The sequence below is a fragment of the Pseudomonas sp. Irchel 3E20 genome, assembly GCF_900187645.1.
Classification (GTDB): Bacteria; Pseudomonadota; Gammaproteobacteria; order Pseudomonadales; family Pseudomonadaceae; genus Aquipseudomonas.
This window is the reverse complement of the sequence record NZ_FYEE01000017.1, coordinates 25,652-51,211: the sequence shown is the minus strand read 5'-3', so window position 1 is coordinate 51,211 and position 25,560 is coordinate 25,652. Positions and strand designations below refer to the sequence as shown.

Below are 25,560 nucleotides of genomic sequence, written 5' to 3'. Positions count from 1 at the left end.
TTCAAGTGGGAGCGAGCCATTCGCCGCCAGCGCTGGCACGCCAGGCTCCTGCCAGCGTATCTAAGCAATATCGGCATGGGTGAACTCTTCGCCGAGAAAGTCGATCAGGCTACGCACCGACGGCAGCAGGCCACGGCGCGAAGGGAAGATCGCATGGACGATGCCGCACTTGGGCGCCCAGCCCGGCACCAGTTGCACCAGGGTGCCGGTCGCGAGGTCGTCGCGCACCACCACCTGGGGCAAATGGACGATGCCGATGCCCGCTAGCACGGCGGTGCGCAGGGCGATCAGGTCGTCGGTGACCAGGCGTGGGTGATGGCGAATCACCGCGCTGGCGTCCTGCGGGCCGTAGAGTTCCCAGTGGTATTCCCGTTGCGCGGCGCCCCAGTGCAGGCTCGGCAGGCCGCTAAGGTCGGCAGGGGAGGCGGGCGACGACAGTTGCTCCAGAAACAGGGGGCTGCCCACCAGGCATTGGGTGCTGTTGCCCAGCACTTTCATCACCATGTCAGTGCTGTCCAGGGGCGGGAAACGCACCCGCAGGGCGATGTCGAAGCCCTCGTGGAGCAAGTCCACGCGGCGGTTGGTGCTCTCGATGAATACCTCCACCCGCGGGTACTTGACCATGTAGCGGCTGAGCATCGGCCCCACCCAGGTGTTGAGCAGTGCCGTGGGGCAGCTGATGCGCACCAGGCCCTGGGGTTCGGCGCGGTTGCGTTCGATCACCTCGGCGGCGGCTTCGGCCTCCACGCGCATGGCCAGGCAACGCTGGTAGTAAGCCTGGCCGATTTCCGTCAGCGAACAATGCCGGCTGTTGCGGTGGATCAGGCGCACCCCCAGGCGTTCTTCAAGCTGGGCGATGCGTCGGCTGAGCTTGGACTTGGGCATGTCCAGCGCCCGTCCGGCGGCGGCGAAGCCACCGTGTTCGACCACTTCGGTGAAGTAGTAGAGGGTGTTGAGGTCTTCCACCATCGTTCTCCAAATAGAACGCTAAGAGTGATTTTCGCAGTCTAGCGCAGCAAAGGTGACGCAATTAACCTTTGTCCATCGCGTCACTCACCCCTTTTTGGAGGCACCATGAAAAACATCATCGGTATCTACACCAGCCCACGAGGCCATTGGGTGGGCGATGGTTTCCCGGTTCGTACCCTGTTTTCCTACGACAACCTGGGCAAGCACATCAGCCCATTCCTGCTGCTGGACCACGCCGGCCCAGCCGAATTCACCCCCACCAGCCAGCGCCGTGGCGTCGGCCAACACCCGCACCGCGGTTTTGAAACCGTGACCATCGTCTACAAAGGCGAAGTGGAGCACCGCGACTCCACCGGCGCCGGCGGCATCATTGGCCCGGGCGATGTGCAGTGGATGACTGCCGCGTCAGGGATCCTGCACGAGGAATTCCATTCCGAAGCCTTCGCTCAACGCGGCGGCACCCTGGAAATGGTGCAGTTGTGGGTCAACCTGCCGGCCACGGACAAAATGGCCGAGCCAGGCTACCAGACCATTCTCGACGGCGACATTCCCACCCTTGCCCTCAAGGACGGTGCCGGCAGCCTGCGTTTGATCGCCGGTGAGTTCGACGGCCGCACCGGGCCGGCGCGCACCTTCACCCCAATCGATGTTTGGGACCTGCGCCTCACTGCCGGCAAAGCGGTCACCCTGGACCTGCACGAAGGGCGCAATACCGCGTTGGTGGTGCTGCGCGGCACGGTGCAGGTCAATGGCCTGGAGTTAGTGCGCGAAGGCCAGTTGGCCCTGTTCGAGCGCGTCGGCGACCAGTTGGCCCTGGAGGCCAGTAGCGATGCGGTGGTGCTGTTGCTCAGCGGCGAGCCGATCGACGAACCCATCGTCGGCCACGGCCCGTTCGTGATGAACAGCGAGGCAGAAATCCACCAGGCTTTCGCCGACTTCCAATCCGGCCGTTTTGGCCAGATGCACCCCTAAGCGCAACCCCGCAACCCTGCTCAGGATCGGCAGGCCATGACACCGGCCAGGGACGGCTGTTGCCCACAGAAAAGAGGAAACGCTGATGAACACCACGACCCACGCGGCCAATTTCAACGGCCTCAAGCCCACCATCGACCCCAACGACACGGCGATGCTGCTGATTGACCACCAGAGTGGCCTGTTCCAGATCGTCAAGGACATGGACGTACCGCAACTGCGCGCCAACGCCATCGCACTGGCCAAGGCCGCCACCTTGTTGAAGATGCCGGTCATCACCACCGCTTCGGTGCCCCAGGGGCCGAACGGGCCGCTGATCCCCGAGATCCACCAAGAGGCGCCCCACGCCCAATACGTGGCGCGCAAAGGTGAAATCAACGCCTGGGACAACCCCCAGTTCCACGCGGCGGTCAAGGCCACCGGCAAGAAAACCCTGGTGATCGCCGGCACCCTGACCAGCGTGTGCCTGGCGTTTCCCGCCATTGCCGCCGTGCATGAAGGCTACAAGGTGTTCGCCGTGGTCGATGCCTCGGGCAACCATTCCACCTTGGCCACCGATCTGACCATCGCCCGTTTGGCCCAGGCCGGGGTGGTGCCGATCGACATCATGGCTACGCTCTCTGAGCTGCAAGGTTCGTGGAACCGCCCCGATGCGCAGGCATGGGCCGCGGTCTATGCCCAGGCCATGCCGCACTACCAGTTGCTGATCGAGAGCTACCTCAAGGCCCAGCAAGTGGCCACCGATCACGAAGTGCTGGACTCCCAGCGCTGATCCAGACACCCCGGTGCCGGCATGCCGCCGGTACTTTTACCTCGCGAGGACTACTGCAATGACTACCTCTTACAAGCGCCTGGACAAAGACAACGCCGCCGTTCTGTTGGTGGACCATCAAGCCGGCCTGCTGTCGCTGGTACGGGACATCGACCCGGACCGTTTCAAGAACAACGTCCTGGCCCTGGCCGACCTGGCCAAGTACTTCAAACTGCCGACCATCCTCACCACCAGTTTCGAGACCGGCCCCAACGGCCCCCTGGTGCCCGAGCTCAAGGCTCTGTTCCCGGATGCGCCGTACATCGCCCGCCCGGGCCAGATCAACGCCTGGGACAACGAGGATTTCGTCAAGGCGATCAAGGCCACCGGCAAGAAGCAACTGATTATCGCGGGCGTGGTGACCGAGGTCTGCGTGGCGTTCCCGGCCCTGTCGGCCCTGGCCGAAGGCTTTGAGGTGTTCGTGGTCACCGACGCTTCGGGCACGTTCAACGAACTGACCCGCCAATCGGCCTGGGACCGCATGTCGTCCTCCGGCGCGCAACTGATGACCTGGTTTGGCCTGGCGTGCGAACTGCACCGTGACTGGCGCAACGATGTGGAAGGCCTGGGCACCCTGTTCTCCAACCACATCCCCGACTACCGCAACCTGATGACCAGCTACAACACCCTGACCAACGGCAAGTAAACGCCCCACGTGTGGGAGCGGGCGAGCCCACTCCCACACGGCTCTGGGGTTGCTCGCCAATGTGTGCGATCTTCGCGTCATTGCCGCCCTGGAGCCGTTTGATGCCTGCCTTGTTCAGCGTCCTACTGTTCAACGAAGGCCTGAGCCCCATGCAACCGGCGCCCAGGGCCGATAACGTGGCCTTGCACGTGGCCGCCACTGGGCTGCTGATTGGCTGGTGGCTGTACGGTGCCCGCACCCTCACCGTGTTGCTCGGCGCCCTGATGTGGCAGCGCGTCGGCCACACCGGGCGCTTGCTCCAGGATTTGCTCGGCGCGGTGATATTCCTGATTGCCATCATCGCCGCCATGGCCTACGTGCTCGACCTGCCGGTCAAAGGCGTGCTGGCCACCTCGGGCGCGGTGGCGATCATCGTCGGCCTGGCGCTGCAAAGCACCCTCAGTGACGTGTTCTCCGGCATCGTGCTCAACACCACCAAGCCCTACCAAATCGATGACTGGATCTCCATCGACGGCACCGAAGGCCGGGTCGTGGACATCGATTGGCGCGCCACGCGCCTGCAAACCGCCCAGGGCAGCATGGCGGTGATCCCCAACTCCCTGGCCGCCAAGGCCAAGATCATCAACTTCAGCCGCCCCAGCGACGTGCATGGCCTGTCCATCAGCCTGCAAGTGAGCCCCCACGCGCGCCCGCAAACGGTAATCGAAGCCCTCGAACGGGCGATGCAGGGGTGCCGCCAGTTACTCGGCAAACCGGCGCCCAGCGTCGCCCTCAAAAGCGCCAGCAGCAGTGGCATGGAGTACGAGATCAGCGGCTTTGTCGCCGCCATGGGGCAAAAGCGCGAGGTGCGCAACCTGCTCTTCGACTTGGCCTACCGGCATTTGCAGGCCAGCGGCGTGAGCCTCTTGTCCACCGAGGCGGACGCGCCTGCGCCGGGCCTGTCGCGGCCACGGCAACTGCTGGAACGCTCGAACATTTTCTCCACCCTGCGCCAGGATGAAAAAGACACCTTCAGCCAGAACATGGCCCTGCACACCTTCCGCGCCGGCGATACGATCCTGCCCAGCGGCGAGGTCAGCGACCACTTGTTCATCATCGAGTCGGGCGTGGTCTCGGTGGTGCTGCGCCGCGACGGCACCCCGTTCGAGGCCGGGCGCATGGGCCCGGGGGAGGTGATCGGCGAAGCCGGCATCCTCGACGGCGAAGGCGTGCCCGCCGACTTCATCGCCATGACCTTCTGCACCCTCTACCGCATCGAAAAGGCCTACCTCAAACCCTGCCTCGACGCCCGCCGCGACATCGGCGAAGCCATGCAAGCGATGCTCGACCACCGTTTGCACAGCGCCCAGGCCCTGATTAAAGAAGTGCCCAAGGCTGCACCGCGCAAGGGCTTTATGCAGTGGCTGCGCACGCGCGGTTGAACCGTGCCGCGCCTTACCTGTGGGAGGGGGCGAAGCCCTGCGGTGCTGTGTGGGGTTTGCACGACAAAGGGGCGCGGGTCGCTGCCCTTGGCGGTGGTGATGAGGTCCAGCAACCTGATGCGGCGCTCTACCGACGAAAACGCGATGTTCAGTGTGCTGGCCTTGTGGAGCAGCACTTGGCTGCCGTCCGCCAGTTGCAGGGTTTTATGCTCGCCCTGGGTACAGCCCATGGCCCTGCTGAACCCCTACTAACGCTTCAAAGTTGAAGTTTTCCGTCCCCCATGGCGCGGACAGTATGGATTTGCTTGACCGCAAATTGGACTTGAGTGTCGGTATTTATCAACTCGCTACGGGTCGGCTCCAAGTGCAGAACACTCACCGTGTATCCCTTTTGGAAGGGGAGGGTGACATTAACCGCTTGTGGGAGAGCGTCGCCGCGCAACTCCTGACAATGCAGAACTTCCCCTTTTTCGGTGCGCACCCATACCGCTATATAGATCGCTATCAAATAAGAATGTGGCGCGCGCGCTATTGTTTCAATACTGATCGTCTCGGCATTGGTGTCGATACTGATATTTACTGATGTGTAATTGCCGAGGCCCGGTTGTCGCCAGGTGAAATAACCGCCCGGAACTACTGGGCCGCCGGTGTCTGCGTAGGAAGGCCATAAGTCAGCGTATTGTTCAAGTAACGACAAACGTTCGGATGTGGTGAATGTATCGATTGCGGTATAGAGATCATCTCTCACGGGCAGGTCAAGATGCAGCAGTAAGTGTGAGGCCTGGCGCAGGCTATTGGCGGTTTTTTCAATTTCGGCTTTGAGGTTATCCCCAGGGTCATTGTTCAGGCTGGTGTTGCGCAGCCCTTGTTGTGTTATTTCGAATACATTGGTCGGCAATTGTTTATTGATGATGGGGTGTACTGTGGGCGTACTGACCAACCGTGTTGGTTCTTGATGAAAAAGAGTAACTTTATATCCGGAGCCAATGGCAATTTCGTCGCTGGAGATAACCGTATCAATGCCGGGCATATCTTTGTGAAAGAGGAGGAAGTCGTTTCTGTCCTGCACGGTGATTGCCGCGTAAATAGTGTTGTGTGCATAAGGGTGTGGCCTGGAACTGATGACATTGATTTTCAGGCTTGACGATTGCATATCGAACTCTAATGAGGCGAATTCTCCGGAAAGCCCCCTCAGGGATATTCGCTGTGATGCCAGTGACGGCGAAAAGTAGTATTGGTACTCCAGCGTCACAGGGTTATCCGCAAGGGCTTGGACCTCGATATGGTTGCAAGTGGCTATACGCCGGGCGTGAGGTGCAGAGGGATGCAGGAGTGTATAGACGCCTATGGGGAAATTATTGAGATGGATCTCAGGTGACGTGATCGTTTGCAAGCGTGAAATGTTGCTGCCGTCTTTTATCAGCAGCACTTTGCCTTGGCTTTCCTTGAAACTCTGGGCATTCATGGTGAGCTTCAGGCTGCCTTTGAGGTCGGTGGTTTTCAACTGGCGGCTATCGACCAGGGAAAGGGGCGTCTTAAGGCGCAGGGTCTGCTGGATCTGCCGCAGGCTGGCCGCAGGGACCAGGCGATAAAGCGGCCAGGCAGGTATCAGGTTGTTGTAGAGGTTGGTGTCGCGCAGGCGGTAGGACAGTGGCGCCTGTACAAATGCCATGAAGGGGCCGATATCCACGTTTGCCCGTGTAGCACAAATGCGTGCGATGACATCCATCATGGGGTGATCTGCCAGTTTGAAGTCGTCTTTGGAAACGAGGCGACGATATTCCTGGTTGAACAAACTGATAACGTGCTCCCCCGCCTTGTCGAAGATGAATAGGAAGAAAAACAACCGCTCCCAATAGTGCCATGTCGTAATGGGCGTATTGCTGTCTAAGCGGTTTTGCAATTCAACGAAGGTGCGTTCCGAGTTTCCACCGTACATCCAGCCTCGTTCATAAATTTCATTGCCCATCATTTTATGCTGGTAATACGCGGCGTAGACGTTGTTCCAGACTTCGCCACTGGGAACCGTGGTGTTTTGCATAAAGACACCTTGGTAGCCGTGGGCTATTTCATGCAGGGCGCACCAGTTGTCCGGGCGCACGTCCAGGCCGCAGGTGGCTATTGAAGGGCTGACTTGCGCTATCCAGCTGTGACCATAATAGGCCCCCCCGCCACCGCTTTTATCCGCCTTTATAAAGTAACGGTTGGGGATGTTTCTGTCGGTGCGCACGGTGGTGGTAAAGGATATTCCAGCCAGTGAGTTGAAGTACTCGAAAACGCTGGTGTAGAACGTCTCCAAACTGTCGAGCCCACAGGTTTGGTGCAGTTCTTTGGTTTTCTGTTTATCGAAGGCCGGTACGAGTAAGTTGGCATAAGTGGTTTGGATAAGTGCAAATTCTGCGTCCTGTTCGTCCCAGGTTTGGAAGAAAGCCTGGGCATTGCCTTGTGGGGTGTAGATTGGCAGCGGTTTTTCGCGGGTAACGGTGTATTCAATCTCGGCTGTAATTGCGCTATAGGGCGTCTGGATAAAAACAACGGCCGGGTGAGTGGCGGTAAATGTGGTCCACTGGCTGGTAATGACGACGCTACTCTCGGTGCGTCTGTCATCATTAAAGAAGTTGAGTATCAGGTCGGTATCAATGGGGCTTGAGCGCCGCACGTTGATACTTTCCCCCGCGGGCAGAATGAACCCCAAGGCCTGCCGATCATGGAACGTGCCTTTTCTCAAGTCAGCTGCCAATAACCAGACGGGGTTTTCCAGGGTGTAAGGCGTGAAGCGTTTAATGGGGTTGTTCATTATGTCTGCCTATTGTGTGATAGGGCTTGGGGTACATAACGTTGTAAAGCGCAAGTGAGGGAATGGCTACTGTCATAATTGACAGTTTTTTAGAGGCTCTTTGCTGGTTTTACATCGGGGTTATTCACTCGCGGTCTATGGTGTTGGTTTTTTTTTGGAGGTTTTTACCCCGCGGCGCACATTGGCTCCCTCATCTTCCCCCGCATTGGCTATTTGTGCCGGGAGCGCCTCCCCATCCTCAACGGAGCCACCCACATGCAACCGCGTATCGATTTCTACACCGCATCCCCCAATGCCCTCAAAGCTATGCTGGCCCTGGAAACCGCGGTGTCGAAACTGCCTCTGGAAAAAAACCTGCTGGAGCTGATCCGCCCGCGAGCGCGCCGCCCTGGCCTGGGCCGAATCGGTAACCCTGATTAGCCAGACCCACGCCCCGGAGGCCGACTACGAGCAACTGAGCGCCGAGTTCAGCCCCGCCGAGATGGTCGACCTGACCGTGGCCATCGCCACCATCAACAGCTGGAATCGCCTGGCCGTCGGTTTTCGCAAACTGCCCCAGGAGGATTGAGGTGCTAGCCCGGCCGCCCTAGCACGGGCAAGCCTGCTGGCTACAAAGGGACGCACACGGGGCCTCAGGCCTTGAGGATTTTGCCGCTGATGGCCACGCCCAGTAGCGCCACGGCGATCAGGCCGAAGGCCAGGCTCAGGCTGCTGGCGTGGGCGACGAAGCCGATCAGCGCCGGGCCGGCGAGGATGCCGGCGTAGCCCAGGGTGGTGATGGCCGGTACGGCGATGCTCTCGGGCATGAGGGTTTGCTTGCCCACCGCGGTGTACAGCACCGGCACGATGTTCGAGCACCCGGCGCCCACCAGTGCATAGCCCACCAATGCCGCTTCCCAGGACGGCGCCAGGGTGGCCAGCAACAGGCCCGCGGCGGCGGTCAACCCGCCCAGCACAATCACCCGGGTGGTGCCGAGGCGGCGCACGATGGCATCGCCGGTCAGGCGCCCCACGGTCATGGTAAGGGCAAACGCCGCATAGCCAAGGCCGGCATAAGCGGCGTCCAGGTTGCGCTCGGCGGTGAGGAACACCGCGCTCCAGTCCAGCACCGCGCCTTCGGCCAAAAACACCACAAAGCACAGGCAACCGATAAACAGCACCACGCCATGGGGGATGGCGAAGGCCGGGCCGCTGCGTTGACTGCCATAGGCCAGCATGTGCGGGCCGGCCTTGAGCAAGGCCAGCAGGATCAGGGCCACCACCACCCACATCGCCCCCAGCGGCGTCATGCCTAGGCCCAGCAAGGCACTGACCCCGGCCGCGCCGACGATCCCGCCCAGGCTGAACATGCCGTGGAAGCCCGACATCATGGTCTTGCCGCTGGCGCGTTCGACGATCACCGCTTGCAGGTTGACGGTGGAGTCCACGCAACCGAGCCCGGCGCCGAACACAAACAGCGTCGCGATCAGCAACGGCAGCGAAGTCACTGTGGCCAATAACGGTAACGCCAGGCAGATCAGCAAGGTGCCGCCGGCCATCACCCGCCGGCAGCCATAGCGCGAAGCCAGCGCACCGGACACGGGCATGGCGATGATCGAACCTACCCCCAGGCACAGCAGCAATAACCCCAGGGTGCCTTCATCCAGGGCCGCGCGGGCCTTGGCGTAGGGCACCAACGGCGCCCAGGCAGCGATGCCGAAACCGGCGATGAGATAGGCGAGGCGAGTGGACATTTGCTCCAGGCGCCCGGGGATCACCGGGGCTGGGGTGCTGATGGCGGTCATGAAAATCCTTGGCATTGCGGGGTGGATTAAAGGCAGGGCGCCATCCTTGCACATCGATCCAACCGCCGCGAGGGCAAAGACCCTGCCTGTGGTGCCGCGCAGATGGGTGGCCGCTCTATTGTGGAAGCGGGCGGTGGCGGGGGGCGGGTTGTGCAGATGCAGCGCCTGGGTTGGCCTCATCGTGGGCCGGCCCGCTCCCACAGTTGAACGGTGGAGGGGGTGGGGTTTTCATTTTCCTCTGCGGGAGCGAGCCTGCTCGCGACGGCGGCACTGGGGGGGCGATGGCGAGTGGGAAGACAGTTGCTCCCACACAAGCCCGCCCCCTCAGAGGTTGCCTAGAAGCTCCCCACGCTTTCAGCCGTGGCTCCCGGCACGACGCGGTTGTTGGGGTCGCCTTGCCAGTACACCTCGTTGACGTTGCTCAGGCTGCGGATCAGGCATTTCCACTCGATGCTCTGTTGCGTCGCCAGGCTTACAGTGCCGCTCCAGCGGTTTTGTGTGCCCGGTTGCAGGGCGATGGCGTGGGCCGGGTCCCAGGCGCCCAGTGCCAACGGCGCGCCCACGGCAAACACCGCTTGCCCGGGGCCGGGGCGCACGTTGTCGCAGTGCAGGGTGGTGGCTGCGCCGGGGGTGGCCGGGGCGGCCAGCCACACGCGAATGCGCTGCCCGTCGGCGTCCAGTACCGGGGTAAAGCCCTCTGGTACTTTCGACAGGTCCGAGTCCAGGGCCAGCAGCACCTGCTGGCGGCTGCCCTCGGTGGCTGCCACCAGCCCGGAATACTGGGCCTGGAAGCGGATGGGCGAGTCGGCCTTGATGCCCGCGTCCTTGCGCAGCTTTATCAGTTTGCGGATCAGGTCACCGCGGCCCCAGTCGTACATGTCCGGCCAGTACACGGTGGGCGTGCCGGGGCTGAGCAGAATGTAGGTGTAGGCCAGGTTGCGCAGCGGGTCGGGCAATGCCCAATGGTGCTGGCCACCGTACTGGCCAGGGGAGTAGCCGGTGTCGTGGTTGTCGACGAAGGTCACTGCGGTTTGCCGCCACGCCGCCTCGGGGTTGCCGTTCAGGCCATGGCGCCAGTCGGCTACACCGCCATTTTGCAGGCGCTCCTTGAGGGCGAAATCGAACACCGCGCAGTGGGAGCGATCCGCCCAGTCCTTGAGGGCGTCCTGCCAACTGGCCTGGTTGCGCCAGTCCGTGGCCGGGTATTCGCCGGGGCTTTTCCACAATTCGCCCACGCAAAACGCCTGGTCGTTGAAGTCCTTCATCCACAGGTCGACCCGTTCTGGCGTGTAGCCGCGTACGAAATCGAAACGCAGGCCCTTGGCTGCGTAGTTGTCGCGCAGGTTGCGAAATTCCTGCATGAAACGCGGCGAGACTTCGGGGCTCGCGGTGTTGAGGTCGGCAAGCCCGTTCATGAACGGGTCGCCTTCATCGCACTGTGCAGGCGCCGTGCAGTCGTCGCGCCACAGTTTGTAGCCCCGGGGCCAGCGCACCAGGGTGGCCGGGAGCTTGTCGTTCTTGTGGTTGGGCACCACGTCGTACACCGCTTGCACGCCGGCGCTGGTCAGGGCCGCGACCGCTTGTTTGAGTTGGGCGTCGGTGCCGTATTGGCTGTTTTTGTCGAAGTCGTGCCAGAAGTAGCCCTCACCGCCGCCCGAGGTGCCCTTGGCCGGGTCGCTCCAACTGGATTGGTCCGTCCAGGGCGGCGGCAGCCAGATTTTGCTGAAACCGTCCTGGCCAATCGCGGGTGCCATGCGTGTGAGCACCTCGTACCACTTTTGTGGGCTGTTGCGGCTGGAGTTCCAGTGAAAGCCTTGCAGGATGATGTCCTCGCCGCCGCCATTGCGCACGGTGGGGGCGGCAGCGTTGGCCAGGCTGGCCAGCAGGCAGGCCGCGGCTGCGGCTGCGTAGTAGAGCAATGAGCGTTTCATGTTGAGCCTCCCGTTAACCGGAACAGGCTTCACTCTGCGCCGGGGGTGGGGGCTTGTCTGCTGTCAGAAATGACAGGTAAAAGGGATCGTTTTGTGCTAATTCACCGCCTCAAAATAACCAAAGCCCACTGGACATGAGCATGGAGCAAGTGGGCTGGCCCGCGCTCGGTTGCACCGCGGCCGTAAAATTTTTCCGGGCGCTCCACCGCTGAGGGGCTGCTCTGCACCCCGGTGCGGGCCAGTTCGCCTGCTATCGTTGCGGCCACTCCAGTTCGGCCATGCGGCGTTTCATCAACACCCGGCCATGACGGATCGAGTACAGCGCCAGGCCCTGGCTGCGGATCATCTCGTAGTCGCTGTCGGCCGAGAGGATCAGCAGGTTGGCCGGGCGCCCGGGGTGCAGGCCATAGCCTTCGCCCAGGGCCATGGCCCGGGCGCTGTTGTCGGTAACCAGGTCCAGGGCGCTTTGCAGGTTGCGGTAGCCGAGCATGTGGCAAATGTGCAGCCCGGCCTCCAACACCCGCAGGATGTTGCCGTTGCCCAGGGGGTACCAGGGGTCGACGATGGAGTCCTGGCCAAAACATACGTTCATGCCCGCGTCGAGCAGCTCACTGACGCGGGTCACGCCCCGGCGCTTGGGAAAGCTGTCGAAGCGCCCCTGCAAGTGGATGCTCTCGGTGGGGCACGAGACGAAGCTGATGCCGGCGTGGCCCAGCAGGCGGAACAGTTTGGCGCAGTAGGCATTGTCGTAGGAGCCCATGGCCGTGGTGTGGCTGGCCGTGACCCGTGCACCCATGCCACGGCTGCGGGCCTCTTCGGCCAGCACTTCGAGAAATCGCGAGTGCGGGTCGTCGGTTTCGTCGCAGTGCACATCCACCAGGCAGCCGCTGCGCTCGGCCAGGTCCATCAGAAACTTGATCGAACTCACGCCTTGCTCGCGGGTGTACTCGAAGTGGGGAATGCCACCCACCACATCCGCACCCAGGCGCACGGCTTCTTCCATCAGTTGCCGGCCATTGGGGTAAGACTCGATCCCCTCCTGCGGGAAGGCGACGATTTGCAGGTCCACTAGGTGCCGGCATTCCTCGCGCACCTGGAGCAAGGCCTTGAGGGCAGTCAGCGCCGGGTCGGTGACGTCCACATGGGTGCGCACATGCTGGATGCCGTGGGCGGCCAGGGCCTGGAGTGTTTTGTGGGCGCGGTTGCGGGTGTCGTCGAAGGTCAGGGTGGCCTTGCGCTCGCCCCAGCACTCGATGCCCTCGAACAGCGTGCCGCTCATGTTCCAACGCGGCTCGCCCGCCGTCAGCGTGGCATCGAGGTGGATATGGGGCTCGACAAAGGGCGGCACCACCAGGTTGCCGGCGGCGTCCAGGTCGTCGGGGCCGAGGGTCGGTGCTTCGGCCTGGCGGGCGATGCTGGCGATCAGGCCGTTTTCCAGGTGCAGCACGTGCAGGCCGTCGTGGTGGCGCAAGCGGGCGTTGATGATGAGCATGCGGGGGATTCTCGTGTTAAGGGGGAAAAGCCCTGTATGAAATGTATATGTGTTCGGTGATGTCGCGTAGAAAAAAAACAGCACTCGCAGTGCTCATTTAAAACCCATAAACGCGTGCTTGGCTCCGAGCACTGCTCGTCTATTGCGCAGTATCGGGCGGTTACTCTGGAGTAGTTCACATACCGCCTGTGGTATTCGCTAGCAGTGTTGTAGATGTACAAAGTTTAGTTGTAACTACGGAGGTAATATAAGTAGCAATTGTGCTTATTTTGAAGGCATTAAATTGCCGGGGGTGTGGGTTTGTTAGTTGTATAGGGGGGCTGGATAAATGCTTTTTAAATAAGGCTTGGCAGTGTATTTCGTATTGCCAGTGACTAATGGTGCTGTAGGTTTATTTATTTTCATGTTATTTCCGAACGTTATAGCTAAAAGTGTTTTTAGTCGGAAGTTGTTGGCGTACCTGTCAGAATTGACAGTTACTTGCAGGGGGGGAAGAGATGTTAAATAGACAGGAAAGGGTGGTTGATGGTTATAGAGATTCGGCATCCTTTCCGAGGAATATGACTTGTGAGTGGAATGGAGAGTAAATTATGTCATTAAATAAACCGTGGAGCCCTGGGTTGGTGTGCGTAGACCCACTCTCTAGCAGGAAACTGTCGGCGCCGGAGCCACTGAATACGCTAAAGAACATTGCAGGTGGAGAATTAAACTTGTTACCAGTCTCTCAGCAGAGTGTTGGGGTCTTAGTGCGGGTTCCACTCTGGGTTAATTCTGCAAAAAAAGGTGAGGTGGATTATATTGTATTTTACATAGATCGTAAAATGGCAAATGGGCAGCGTATTTATGGTCCTGCTGCTGAGGAATTCCCCGAATCATTTTTAGTCACAGGTAAGGAGTTTCTAGAGAGTGGGAAGAAAGAGATAACGTACAGTGTTATAAATAATGATGGTAATTCAGCAGGCTCTGAAGCATTAATTGTTTCAGTAGATACTACCGATCCTAATTTGGGGAAAGTTCCGCTTCCAGTTATATTGCCGGACGATCTTGAAGGCAAAGTGATTACGCAGCAATATTTGGATTCTCATCAGCAGCATCTTGAAGTGGTAGTTCCCGGTGCAGATGATTTTCAATCGGGTGACTTGTGGGAGCTGTATTGGGGGGAAGAGGAGAGTCCTGTTTTAACGGGGTCTGTAAGTGCCTCTGGGATGTTTGAGATCCGTATCAGCGGTCAAACAATAGCTGAAAAAGGTGATGGAGAAAAAGCGCTTTATTACCGTATCGTTGATCGCTCGGGAAATGCAACCAAATACTCCATAAAAGATCATGTCATTGTCAGCCTGATGCCTGTTCCGGCTGGCTTGAAAAAACCCGTTGTGGGGAGTGACAGTATTAGCAGATATGATGTTCTTGAAGGTCTAAGTGTGACAATTGAAGAGTATCAAGGTTTCTCTGAAAATAACGTTATTGTGGCTTATTGGGGAGGGGTAGAGCTTCCCAGTATCGCTCTTTCCAATGATTGTGAATTTCCTATTGTTATTCCTGTTGATTGGGAAACTGTCTCCTTTCATGGTTCAGATGAGCCCTACACGGCGATCGTCGAATATTTTGTTTATCACGGAGGAGGTTATGTTAAGTCCCCCTCCGAACAAGTGTCTGTAAATCTAGTGGTGCCAGGGCCTTCGAATAGTGATATAGGGCCTGTTAATCATTCTTTAGAAAAGCCGAGGGCGAAAGGAACTAGTTCTGGTGTTGAAAATGCGCTATTGCCAGAAGATAAGAATCAATCCATGAATGTTACATTTTCACTGTATGAACCCTATCAGGTAGGAGAGGAAATAACACTTCACTATGGTTTCTCAGGTGAGGTGGTTGATAGCTATACTATAGATGGGTTTGAAGGTGATGGTTATATTGTGGAGCTTTCCGTTCCATGGTCGATCATAAATAGTATCGGAGATGGAAGGATAGAGCTCTTCTATAGAGTGTCGAATACGAATAATTTTCAGCAATCTCCTAGCACGATTGTGAATGTGAGTATTTTTGGGGCGGATAATGTCCAGCCCGCATTTTTTCCTATCAGAGATGTAGAGAACAATATAATTCGGTGTGAACATAAGCCATGGGAAGGCGTGCCTGTGCAGATTTACGATCCTGATAATCTGAGTATTGGTGATCGAATAGTTTTGCACTGGGTGATGCATAATCATCGTACGGACGGTGTTCCAGTTGAGGTTACTCGAGGGTTGTTTCCACGGTCCATTCAGCCGTCAGATGTTGCTGATGGAGTGATTTTTATTGTGCCCTTCACTCCATATATAGAGCCTGTAGTAGATGGTTCTATACGTGTTTTTTGGGAGGTTACAAAACTACAGGATGGCTCAAAGGCACAATCCGAGTTTACATGCGTAAAATATACGAGAAAGACCGCAGGGGCGCCGTGTATGGGTCAATAAGTAAGGCTTCTATTCAGAGTCATGTAGGGCCCTACGATGTTGGGCATGGTGTGATTTCTGTTAAAGGCCAACCATCCGGAAGGCCTTTATTTATTCTCTCGTTTGATTTTGTATATTGGTTTTGGTGTTGCGGCATAATGCAGGTTGTTTCGTTCAAGAAGACCGTGGAATCAAATGTTGTATCAATGTCCAGGCTCTTTTTAACTCCTTTGCGCCGCTTGATCCTTGAGTGCAAATATGGTTGTTGCATGTTAAGAGGATGGTGCTCTGTATCGGTTGGAAATTGCCCGGTGTATGTGCACTAAATTTTGTCATTGGTGTGGTTGTGGTTTTTTCGGTCGGGTTATCAAAATAATATTTCACCTGCCGGATCGGAATTTTACTGCTCGAACGGTACTTCTATTTTCGTCCACCTCTGCGTCTTGATTTTTCCGTTGTTAAGCTTACTCTTGTTAAAAAGCCCTTAATTTACATTGTGGCTTGTAGCTGTTGGGTGCGATTATGTACTATCAGGTTGTTTTCTGCTCTTGATGCTAGTTGCGTTACTTTGGCTAAGTACTTGTAGGGTGGTCGTTAAATATATTGAGTGATAACTTGTTTTGGGTATGCGGGAAGGCAGAAAGGTATCCAGAGCGGGATTTGTGTTTTGTGTGGGGTTGTCTATTTGATGTGTCATGTTTGAATATAAGCATATTAAAAAAACAGGGCTATTTCAGGCTGAAAATAGCCCTGTTTGTTTTCAGGTCACGAAGGGATAAAGTGCTGATTGACGACATTTCCCCCCCATAGTACATAACTGCCATCTGTTTTTCTTGCACCAAACGACGGATCTGGTCGAGACGGAGTAGGGCTGACAGGTGGCATGCGTTTAATCGAGTAGAGTTCTACTACACCATCTTTCAGGTGTTGTTCCAGTTCTTTGGGGATTTCACCGGCATCCAGCATGGCCAGCGATGTGCCCCAGACTTGGACTGCACCTTCTACCGCACCTTGTTTCATGACTACGCCGTATGCGCCATTCGTACAGTAGACTCCGGTAATCAGGCTTGCCTCCATTACTTGCTTGATTGGGCCTGGAATAACACCGCCTGCATTAGCTTGGCCCCAAGTAATTATGGTATGAGTGGTGCCGTTTTCATTTCGGCTTAAAAGGAAGAAGCTGGCATCATTGGCATATAAGCTGATAATGCCTCCCACGGTAATCACCCGCGAGGTGACTCTTTCTAGTAGAGCTGTTTGTGGGGGCATAGAAGCGAATAGTTCCTCTATCTGTTTCTTTTGAGACGCTCCCAAGAGCTCTCCGATACTTGCCGGCTCTGTTTTAGTTTCAGGTAAAACGCCCCCGTGGCCCGCCGCTCCCCAAGCTTCTGCTTGCCCGCTTGTGCTTATGATGCAGAACGCCCATGTCGCGGCTTTGCAGATTACAATGTTACCTCTAACAGCCAGGCCTTTTGCGGCGACCGACATGTCGCCTCCTTGGCCGTTAAGTCCCCAACTATAGGCTTTTTTTCTGCCGCGAGTGATTGCGCAGAATGCAGCTCGGCTGGCAATGACAGAAAGAACTCCACCGTCATCAAGTATACTTTCCAGTGTCTTGGCTGGAATGACCCCGCCATTAGCGGCTAAGCCCCATGTTACAACTTCTCCATAGTCATCGATTGCACAAAACGATGTTGCTGTAGAGACGATATTTGTAACCACAATGCTGTCTAAAAGCGCTTGTGATTGTGCTCCGATTACTCCGCCATTAGTTGTATTTCCCCAAGCGTATACCTTGCCTGCGTTGGTTAAAACCGCGAACGCATTTTCTGTGGCGTAAATGGCTTTTGGAGGGTCAAAGAAAAGCTTCATCTGGATTTTTTCGGGGACCGTTCCCCCGCTGGCAGTGTTTCCAATAGCGCCTATGGCGTAATCTCCAGGGGCAGGATTGTTATATATGAATGCAAATGCATCGCGGTTGCTGTAAACGGATTTTATTCCATTGAGCTTTATGCCGCTGGTATTGGCCGGAATATTTTGGCCCCATAAGAGTAAGCGGTTACTGTCTAGTACATTGACTAGAGCCGCAAAGTCTCTTTCCGTTGAGAAAAGTACAGCGGCTGGATTGTTCTTAAGCAGTTGAACAATCGCAGGTGGAACAACTGCGCCATATTCATTTTGTCCGCGAACGTGAACATCTTGAGTTTTTCCGTCTAACAAGGAAAATGCGCCTCCCGTAGAGACGAAAATTCTGTCAGGGGGTTCAGGCGTATAGAATGAAAAATTACCATGCTGTTTCATAAAGCTATTTTCATTCTCAGAGTCGGAAATGTTTTGATAGCCGTTTGTCATTACCAATTTTGGTTGTGAAAACGTCTCTACCCCCACTTCGTTAGAGAGAGAGACTGGGGTGACTGAGAATGTCACCAGTTTGCCCGCATAAGCCTCTACTATCTTTAGATCCAATTGATCGCTGACTACATTGTTGATGTACCAGCGGTAGATTGATACGCCCTCTGGGTTTTGGTCCACGTTTTCATATATATAACTTCCTCGTAAGGTGCCGCCCACGTTGGCTTCCCCTAGGATTTCTACTTGCCTTACTGTTGGTATGGCTGTAACGCTGTTAAATATTTTTTCCCTAGGGTGGTCTGTGTTCGCTGGAAGTCGTTCGTAAGATGGTTTTGTGTAAGAGATTTTCCCTGCAAGGAAGTCAAGGTCAGGCGAATTAGCACCCGAAGGGTGAAGTGTGCCTTGAGCGGTCAGAGCAACCACATTAGCACCTGCGGCGTATATCGCATTGACCGCGGATGCAGCGTAGAGATCATTTATTTTTCCCCAAGAAACTGAGGATCGATCTTCAAGTATACTTGCGAACGTGCCATAAGCACTGGAGAGGGCGAGTGAGGGAAATAAGGTAATTGGCAGGTCGGCGCCTTCATTTTTTTCACCCCAAGCCACTAATTGCCCATTTTTTGTCAACGCACAGAATGCTGTTGTAGATCCTTGGATATGTTGAATATTAGAAAGATTGATTTCGGGCAGGCCGCCGAAGCGTGGATGACCCCAGGCAACAACTGTTCCGTCTTCTTTTAATGCAGCAAACGCAGCACTGGTACTGCTCAAGAGGGTGATATTTCGTAGTTGCACCTCTATTTGGCTTGGTATATTTCCACCGTGCTCTGCAGAGCCCCATGCAACAACGCGATTATCTGCAGTGATCGCGGCGAAAGCCCTATTATTGGCGACAATGCTCAAGGCACCTTCGGCGGGCTCAATTAACTGGCCTTCGGGCCATTCAGCACCCCAACTCAAGACCTTTCCATTATTTAGAATGGCTGTGAAGCTTGATGTGCTTCCTACTACTTGCTTCACGTTTCTCAGTTGAGATGAAATGGCTGCGGGAATCACACCGCCATAGTCCCCATGACCCCAAGCGATCACCGCTCCGTCCAGTCGTAGTGCCACAAATGCTCCACCATTTGCAGCCAGCTTCCGGATGTTTTGAAGTTCTTGAATTAATTGAGGAGGAATAGATCCTCCATATTCGGGTTCTCCCCAGGATCTGACTCTTTTGTCTGTTTGAATCGTGGCATAAGCACGCCCTCCGCCTGCAACGAATAGTACGTCTTTTAGGTCTGGTGGAGGCCTCATGTGGGCAATGCTGCTCCAGCCAAACAGGGTTCCATCATCTTTGACAATGCACCCGCTGTGATGCGTTGGAGAGTAATAGGTGCCGGTAATATTGTTGGCTCGCAGAGTCGTCTCCGTTGTTAGTTGAGCATTGCTTATCGTAACCTTTAGTGCTCGCTCAGGTTCTGTGTCCAGAAAAGATCGGCTGGAGCTTCCCTCTAAGTCTCCTTCGTATGTCCAACGAACAGTTTCGCTATCTTCAACGACAGCTACTAGTCGAGAGGGGGTGGAGTAGTAGTAAGGGCTGGACTGTGATCGGCTCCCGACTATGAATCCAGGTGCGGCTCCGACACGCAGGTCCAATTTAAATGAGTTGCCGAGTAACTCGCCTTTGCGCACTATGCTATAGTCGACCGTGATCTGTCCGTGGAAATTTGAGACGATGTATTCTTTAAGTACAGTGAAAGTTACCGGGCTCCCGGCGTTTGCGGTGCTCAGGGTGATTACGGTGTCAGGTGCATTCACCTTTGAACCGTGCCAACGTAGGGTGACTCTATCCCCAACCCAAGTATGTACGTAGGGCATGATTACGCGGATCCCGGAGGGAGGTATCTTGTCCGGGTTAATCCAGCCGTGATCGTTTATCACTTCGGGAAGAGGTAGTGTCGGCTGGACTTCACCCACCCGCATTTTGAATACCAGAGAGTCACGTACCAGTAATAGGCTGCTCTTGCCATCGTCGACTTGATAGTAAACATCGACATTTAAACCATTGAAACGGATAAAGTCTTCTCGCGTCACATCGCGCAGAATTGCCTGGTCTTGCGGCGCTTCGCCTACCGGGCGTGCATCTTCGTAGGTGACTAGGGAGCCATCGCCACGGTAAGCCTCCCAAATCAACGTCACTACATCACTAGGGTCACGTCCTTCGTAGTAAGGAATCGTGACGGTTGCCCAGCGTTCATTCGGGTCCAGCACGCCGTCACATACTTGCTCTATTTTAGGTGCCTTAAGGTTTTTTAGTTGGCCGATTACGCTGACGTTGGCGGCTTTGGAGGGGCGCTCATTAGCACCTTCGCGTTTGAGCGTATAGGACACGCTGGCGAACCCTTGGGCGATAGCCGTCACCTTGGAGTTGCTTACCTCAAACATCACGGGGACGCCGATCTGCCTCACCGGAATTGGCTCGCTGATATAGATGATCGGCGAGCCCTGTGCGGGGGTTCCGTGCCAAGTCAATATAATGGTGTCGTTTGTTTGGAATTGACCGCCAAAGGTATTGACGAGTACTTCCAGGTTGTTTTCAAGCAATTTGTTGAGGTCAATTACATGATGATCTGTCGCATTGGGATCGGGGTTGATGACCACTGGTATGGGGAGTTTGTTACCGGCTAGGTCAACCTCTGCATATTTGACTTTTGACCAATGGGCGCGTGGGTCCGGGTAATTACCGACCACATCAACGACTTGGTACACCACCCCAATCTCACCGTCCCCAGCAGCCTCAATGGTTTCTTTGTCGATAATTACTTCCAACGATCCATTTAGAGCTTGCTCTTGGCTGACAATGAAGTACCTCCTCTGATTGCCCCAGCCGATAACGACAGTGTCGTTTTTTCGTATATTAGGGTAACTCACCTTAATAGGTACGCCGTTCTGAGCCTCGGGTAAACCGATTGCCCCGGGAGGAAGGTCGAAGTGAAGTTCGGAGTGTCCTGGCCCGGTACTGTCGTTGTGTAGGCCGCCCGGGCGATTGAGTTTGACCAGAACTTTGTTCTGCACGGACGGTTCCGATGAAGAACTCCCAGCTCGCCGAACGTCATACAATACTGACGATACTTTTCCCGGCTGAATTTTCGAGGGGTCAAGAGTACCCTCTATCGCTTGGTTCTCTTCATCTTCCTCTATTAGTTTGTCCCAGAGTGGATCTCCGGGTGGCTCCATGTCCCAGAATACCCGTAAGTAATCCTGCGAGTTCATTGTTGACCATGGATTGACTCTGAATTTGAGCCCCCCTTCAACAGTACGAACGCCGATGCCGTAACCTCCAGGACCTAAGTTCTCATCGGCAGGCATTGGTATCTTCCCGGCAGGAAGAATTAATGGAGAGAGCAGTCTATGGCTGCCAGAGTTGATGTGTACGGTGGGTTTGCTGGGTTTGGTCATGACAGGCTCCTTCAGTGTTTGATGCGCGGGAAGCGTTAAATCATCAAATACCCAGTAGCAGGAGGCTGGCTACTGTCAGATCTGACAGTAACGACGAATGGTGCCGTACTTGCCCATCTCGGCAAAAAAAAAACCACCGCATGCGGTGGTTTTTCCCCTTTATTGGTTACTCCCCGCGATAGATACAGCCGCTGGTGCAAGTTTCGTGGATGCGGATGGCGGACAGTTCCGGGAGCAGGGGCTTGAGTTCGGTCCAGATCCACTTGGCCAGCACTTCGCTGGTGGGGTTTTCCAGGCCGGGGATGTCGTTGAGGTAGTTGTGATCCAGGCGCTCGTAGAGCGGCTTGAAGATCGCTTTGATTTCGGAGAAGTCGCGGATCCAACCGGTGTGCGGGTCGAGGTCGCCGCTCAGGTGGATCGCGACTTTGAACGAGTGGCCGTGCAGGCGCCCGCACTTGTGGCCATCGGGCACGTGGGGCAGGCGATGGGCGGACTCGAACGTAAATTCCTTGAAAATTTCCACAGTGTCTAAAGCTCTGTCAGGTGGCGGCGGGCGCGGCGTTAAAGGCGGCGGCGAGTTTAGCAGCTTGGCTTTGGCCGTGCGGAAAAAGCCTGACGGGGGGCGTTACAGGGCCAGCAGGCGTGGGCCGAGGCCGCCGTTGTCGGCCAGTTCGAGGAACTCGTCGCCCAGGCGTTGGCTGGCGTCCATAGCGGTGCGCCAGTATTTTTGCCGGCCGGCCGGGTCACCCATAAAGCGCTTGAAGTCGTTGCGGTCGGGCAGTTTGCCGTAGGGCAGGCGTGCCAGGTACTCGCGCGACGGCGCCACCAGCAGCACATCGCGCAAGCGCTGGGGGCTGGCGCGGCGCCAGGGCAGACTTTTGTCGAACCAACCGGGGATGACCCGGTCGGTGAAGTGCGGGTAGAGCACGATGTCATCGCCGCTGTAGGGCAGGTCGAGGTGGTAGTCCAGCAGGCCGCCGTCGCGGAAGGTGCCCGCGCCGGCGCCAGGCAGGTCGCGTACGCCCTGCATCACCATCGGGATGGAACCGGAGGCGAGCAAGGCCTGGCGCAGGTTGGCGGCATCGAGCGGCACCAAGCGTGAGGGGAAGTCGGTGAGGGCGTGCAGCGGCGGGGCCAGGCGCGGGTCGTGCAGCACCAGGCGCTCGAAATGCCGCGCCAGGCGCGAACGGCCGCGCAGGTTGTCGGCAATCACCGACGACAGCCCCAGCCCCAGGCGCCCACGATGGTCGTCGGCGAGCAGGCCGTGGCTTTTGACCACCATGATGTTGAGGCGGTAATGGGGGTTGTCGAGGATTCGCGCGTCGCGGCCATCGAGCAGGTCGTGGAGCATGCGCTGCGAGCTTTGGCTGATCTGCGCCATGGTCACGCCTTTGGCAAAGCGTTGCTCGTTGTAGAGCTGGCCGAGGCGGCGCAGGCCTTCGGCGGCGTCCGGTAGGCAAGCGCTGGCAAAGCGCCAGGAACCCACCGAAGCGCCGATCAGCGAGCGCTCGCGGGGTGCCGCCGCCAGCCATTGGCCGAACAGCGCCAGGTCCAGCCCCTGGATGCCCAGGGCCTTGGGGCCACCGGCCGCGCCGGGCAGGGTGCCGACGTCGCGGGCATGCAGGCCGTTATCGCGGATGCGCGCCAGGGCACGGGGGCCGGCCTTGAGGGTGAGGGCGGGGAACTTGATGTGGATGGCGGTCATACCGGCCTCTTTGCGGGCGAGCGGGTGATTATAGAAGGCTGGCCGATGATGGCTATTCAGTTTCAGTTAAGTTCGGCGCGCTACCGTACAGGCCTTGTGCTACACCGCCTCAATGGAGAACCCCATGAAAATCCTCATTGCCCTGTCCGCCACCTGCCTTCTGGGCTTGGGCATCGGTCTGGTCCAGGCCCGCGACCTGGGCCCCGACGAAGCCCTGCGCCTGCGCGACGCTGGTACTATCGCCTCCTTTGAAACCCTCAACGCCAAGGCCCTGGCCGAACACCCTGGGGCGACGATCACGGAAACCGAGCTTGAGCAGGCATACGGCAAGTACATTTACCAACTCGACCTGCGCGATGCCCAAGGTGTCGAGTGGGACCTGGAATTGGACGCCGTTTCCGGGCACATCCTCAAGAACCATCAGGACAGGTAATGACGCGAAATAGGCGCGCCCGCACTCGAGCGGCGTTGGTATTGATGCTGTTTTGCTCCCTGGCACTGGCCCGCGACCTGGACCAGGACGAAGCCCTGCGCCTGCGCCAGCAGGGGGTGATCCTGCCGCTGGAGCAATTGCTGCAACAGGCGCTGGGCCGCTACCCCGGCGCGCGCTTGCTGGAGGCCGAGCTGGAAGAAAAGCACGACGTGTACATCTATGAAGTGGAGTTGCTGACGGCTCAAGGCGTGGTGCGCGAGCTGGACCTGGACGCCACCACCGGCCGCTTATTGAAAGACGAGGAAGACGACTGATGCGCCTGCTTTTGGTGGAAGACCACGTACCCCTGGCCGACGAACTGATGGCCGGGCTCAGCCGCCAGGGCTATGCCGTCGATTGGCTGGCCGATGGCCGCGACGCGGTGTACCAAGGCAGCAGCGAACCCTACGACCTCATCATCCTCGACCTCGGCTTGCCGGGCCTGCCGGGGCTTGAGGTGCTGGGCCAGTGGCGCGCCGCCGGGCTGGCCACGCCTGTGCTGATCCTCACCGCGCGCGGCTCCTGGGCTGAGCGCATCGAAGGGCTCAAGGCCGGGGCCGACGACTACCTGAGCAAACCCTTCCACCCGGAGGAACTGCACCTGCGGGTGCAGGCATTGCTGCGCCGCTCCCACGGCCAGGCGAACCAACCGACCCTCAAGGCTGCCGGCCTGCACCTGGACGAAAGCCGCCAGTGCGTGACCCGCGACGGTGCCGAGGTGCAACTGACGGCGGCGGAATTTCGCCTGTTGCGCTACTTCATGCTGCACCCGGGGCAGATCCTCTCCAAAAGCCATTTGGCCGAGCACCTGTACGACGGCGAAACCGAACGCGACTCCAACGTGCTGGAAGTGCACGTCAACCACTTGCGCCGCAAACTGGGGCGCGATGTGGTCGAGACTCGCCGTGGCCAGGGCTATCTGTTTGGCGGGCCGGGGCAGTGAGGTCGATCCAGCGGCGCTTGAGCCTGGGGCTGGTCAGCGTGCTGGTGATTGTCGGCCTGGTGCTGGCGCAGACCAGCCTGTGGCTGTTTGAAGTGGGTTTGCAGCGCTACCTCGAAGCGGGCCTGCGTAACGACAGCGAGAACCTGCTGGCGGCCCTGGTGCGTGGCCCGCAAGGGCTGCAACTGGATGAGCGGCGTTTGTCGCCGGCCTATCAGCGGCCGTTTTCCGGGCACTACTTTCGCATCGATTTTGCCGACACCCATTGGCGCTCGCGCTCGCTGTGGGACCAGGAGCTGCCCCAACTGCAACAGGCCGGGTTGCAGAGCAACCTGCAACTGGGCCCCGAAGGCCAGCAGTTATTGGTGCTGCGCAGCGATTACCGGCGTCTGGGCCAGGCGATTTCCATCAGCGTTGCCCAGGACTACACCCCGGTACGCGACAGCTTCTTGCGCATGCGCCAAGTGGGCCTGGCCCTGGGCGCGGCGGCGTTGCTGCTGATCCTCTTGCTGCAACGGCTCACCGTGCGCCGCGCCTTGCGCCCGCTGGAGGCGGCGCGCGAGCAAATCGCCCAATTGCAGCGTGGCCAGCGCTCGCAACTCGACACCCAGGTGCCCCGGGAACTGGAACCGCTGGTGGCGCAGATCAACCATTTGCTGGCCCACACCGAAGACAGCCTCAAGCGTTCGCGCAATGCCCTGGGCAACCTGGGCCATGCCCTCAAGACGCCCCTGGCGGTACTGATGAGCCTGGCCGCCAGCGAAAAACTGCGAGGTCAGCCGCAGGTGCGGCAACTGCTGGAGCAACAACTGCAACAGGTACAGCAGCGCCTCAATCGCGAACTCAACCGCGCGCGGCTGGCCGGCGACGCCTTGCCCGGCGCGCAGTTCGACTGCGACGCCGAAGTGCCGGGTTTGCTCGCCACCTTGAACATGATCCACGGCCAACACCTGGCCCTCGACGCGGTGATGAGCCCCGGGCTGCACCTGCCCCGAGACCGCGAAGACGTGCTGGAACTGCTGGGCAACCTGTTGGATAACGCCTGCAAATGGGCCGACGCCCAGGTACGCCTGAGCATCGGGCAGGACGGTGCGGGGTTTTACCTGGCGGTGGAAGACGACGGCCCGGGCATTCCTGCATCGCGCCGCGACCAGGTGCTGGGCCGTGGCACGCGCCTGGATGAGCAAACCGACGGCCATGGCCTGGGCCTGGGCATCGTGCGCGACATTGTCGACGCCTGGGGCGGGCGGTTGTACTTGGCCGACAGTGACTTGGGCGGGTTGAAAGTGCTTGTCGAGTTGCCGCAAGGCGCAGGCCCTGCCCGGGCTTGAACTCGCCCAATCCCCTGTGGGCGCGTGCTCGCCCGCGATAGCGGTGTGCCAGGCTGTG

16 protein-coding genes and 3 pseudogenes are annotated in these 25,560 nt (G+C 57.9%); 10 read left to right on the top strand and 9 right to left on the bottom strand.

All coding sequences use genetic code 11. The annotated features are described in order from the left end of the window. Window positions 1–60: 60 nt before the first annotated feature. Entirely contained in the window at window positions 61–969 is a 909-nt protein-coding gene (locus CKW13_RS22645; RefSeq protein WP_095111001.1) for a LysR family transcriptional regulator, read from the bottom strand. 105 nt (window positions 970–1,074) lie between these two features. Here CKW13_RS22645 and CKW13_RS22640 point away from each other — a divergent pair, with 105 nt between their 5' ends. From CKW13_RS22640 to CKW13_RS22625, 4 genes and pseudogenes are all read left to right on the top strand, one after another. Then, complete coding sequence (locus tag CKW13_RS22640; protein WP_095111000.1) at window positions 1,075–1,941, top strand: pirin family protein; 867 nt, start codon at window positions 1,075–1,077, stop codon at window positions 1,939–1,941. 85 nt (window positions 1,942–2,026) lie between these two features. Then, window positions 2,027–2,713, top strand: a complete 687-nt coding sequence (locus tag CKW13_RS22635; RefSeq protein WP_095110999.1) for an isochorismatase family protein — start codon at window positions 2,027–2,029, stop codon at window positions 2,711–2,713. Between the two features lie 58 nt (window positions 2,714–2,771). After that, a complete protein-coding gene (ycaC, locus tag CKW13_RS22630) occupies window positions 2,772–3,398 on the top strand; it encodes an isochorismate family cysteine hydrolase YcaC (RefSeq protein WP_095110998.1) in 627 nt (208 codons plus the stop codon). Window positions 3,399–3,496: 98 nt separating this feature from the next. Then, window positions 3,497–4,819, top strand: a pseudogene (locus tag CKW13_RS22625) (mechanosensitive ion channel domain-containing protein); the annotation flags it as partial. Between the two features lie 89 nt (window positions 4,820–4,908). On the opposite strand, the pseudogene CKW13_RS22620 reads toward CKW13_RS22625, so the two are convergent. Next, window positions 4,909–5,049, bottom strand: a pseudogene (locus tag CKW13_RS22620) (hypothetical protein); the annotation flags it as partial. Between the two features lie 26 nt (window positions 5,050–5,075). Continuing rightward, a complete protein-coding gene (locus CKW13_RS22615) occupies window positions 5,076–7,616 on the bottom strand; it encodes a putative mucin/carbohydrate-binding domain-containing protein (RefSeq protein ID WP_095110996.1) in 2,541 nt (846 codons plus the stop codon). Between the two features lie 255 nt (window positions 7,617–7,871). Between CKW13_RS22615 and CKW13_RS22610 the strand changes: the two are divergent. Continuing rightward, a pseudogene (locus tag CKW13_RS22610) lies at window positions 7,872–8,184 on the top strand (carboxymuconolactone decarboxylase family protein). A gap of 64 nt (window positions 8,185–8,248) precedes the next feature. Here the strand turns inward: CKW13_RS22610 and CKW13_RS22605 are convergent. From CKW13_RS22605 to codA, 3 genes are all read right to left on the bottom strand, one after another. Next, a complete protein-coding gene (locus tag CKW13_RS22605) occupies window positions 8,249–9,400 on the bottom strand; it encodes an MFS transporter (protein ID WP_095110995.1) in 1,152 nt (383 codons plus the stop codon). Window positions 9,401–9,735: 335 nt separating this feature from the next. After that, window positions 9,736–11,331: a glucan 1,4-alpha-maltotetraohydrolase domain-containing protein gene (locus CKW13_RS22600; RefSeq protein WP_095110994.1), complete on the bottom strand. Its 1,596-nt coding sequence runs from the start codon at window positions 11,329–11,331 to the stop codon at window positions 9,736–9,738. 250 nt (window positions 11,332–11,581) lie between these two features. Further along, window positions 11,582–12,823 carry a cytosine deaminase gene (codA, locus tag CKW13_RS22595; RefSeq protein ID WP_095110993.1) on the bottom strand — a complete coding sequence of 414 codons (1,242 nt, stop codon included), beginning with the start codon at window positions 12,821–12,823 and terminating at the stop codon, window positions 11,582–11,584. Between the two features lie 590 nt (window positions 12,824–13,413). Here codA and CKW13_RS24295 point away from each other — a divergent pair. After that, complete coding sequence (locus tag CKW13_RS24295; protein ID WP_141234010.1) at window positions 13,414–15,276, top strand: hypothetical protein; 1,863 nt, start codon at window positions 13,414–13,416, stop codon at window positions 15,274–15,276. 744 nt (window positions 15,277–16,020) lie between these two features. Here the strand turns inward: CKW13_RS24295 and CKW13_RS24835 are convergent. The 3 genes from CKW13_RS24835 to CKW13_RS22570 all read right to left on the bottom strand — a co-directional run bounded on the left by CKW13_RS24835 (window position 16,021) and on the right by CKW13_RS22570 (window position 22,759). Beyond that, the gene (locus tag CKW13_RS24835) at window positions 16,021–21,054 is read right to left on the bottom strand and encodes a hypothetical protein (protein WP_256576655.1); all 5,034 of its coding nucleotides are present in this window, start codon (window positions 21,052–21,054) and stop codon (window positions 16,021–16,023) included. A 166-nt stretch (window positions 21,055–21,220) separates the two neighbouring features. Beyond that, window positions 21,221–21,577 (bottom strand): 6-carboxytetrahydropterin synthase QueD, encoded by a 357-nt coding sequence (queD, locus tag CKW13_RS22575; RefSeq protein WP_017736453.1) that lies wholly within the window; start codon window positions 21,575–21,577, stop codon window positions 21,221–21,223. A 102-nt stretch (window positions 21,578–21,679) separates the two neighbouring features. Further along, on the bottom strand, window positions 21,680–22,759 hold the full coding sequence (locus CKW13_RS22570) for a hypothetical protein (RefSeq protein ID WP_095110990.1): 1,080 nt from the start codon (window positions 22,757–22,759) through the stop codon (window positions 21,680–21,682). Between the two features lie 124 nt (window positions 22,760–22,883). On the opposite strand from CKW13_RS22570, the gene CKW13_RS22565 reads away from it, so the two are divergent. The 4 genes from CKW13_RS22565 to CKW13_RS22550 are packed head-to-tail and all read left to right on the top strand — an operon-like array spanning window position 22,884 to window position 25,502. After that, the gene (locus tag CKW13_RS22565; protein ID WP_095110989.1) at window positions 22,884–23,192 is read left to right on the top strand and encodes a PepSY domain-containing protein; all 309 of its coding nucleotides are present in this window, start codon (window positions 22,884–22,886) and stop codon (window positions 23,190–23,192) included. Next, a complete protein-coding gene (locus CKW13_RS22560) occupies window positions 23,192–23,506 on the top strand; it encodes a PepSY domain-containing protein (protein ID WP_095110988.1) in 315 nt (104 codons plus the stop codon). Before CKW13_RS22565 ends, CKW13_RS22560 begins: the two co-directional genes overlap by 1 nt. Further along, window positions 23,506–24,174 (top strand): response regulator transcription factor, encoded by a 669-nt coding sequence (locus tag CKW13_RS22555; protein ID WP_095110987.1) that lies wholly within the window; start codon window positions 23,506–23,508, stop codon window positions 24,172–24,174. Before CKW13_RS22560 ends, CKW13_RS22555 begins: the two co-directional genes overlap by 1 nt. Continuing rightward, entirely contained in the window at window positions 24,171–25,502 is a 1,332-nt protein-coding gene (locus tag CKW13_RS22550) for a sensor histidine kinase (protein WP_095110986.1), read from the top strand. The genes CKW13_RS22555 and CKW13_RS22550 overlap by 4 nt, the downstream gene beginning before the upstream one ends. The last annotated feature ends 58 nt before the right edge of the window (window positions 25,503–25,560 follow it).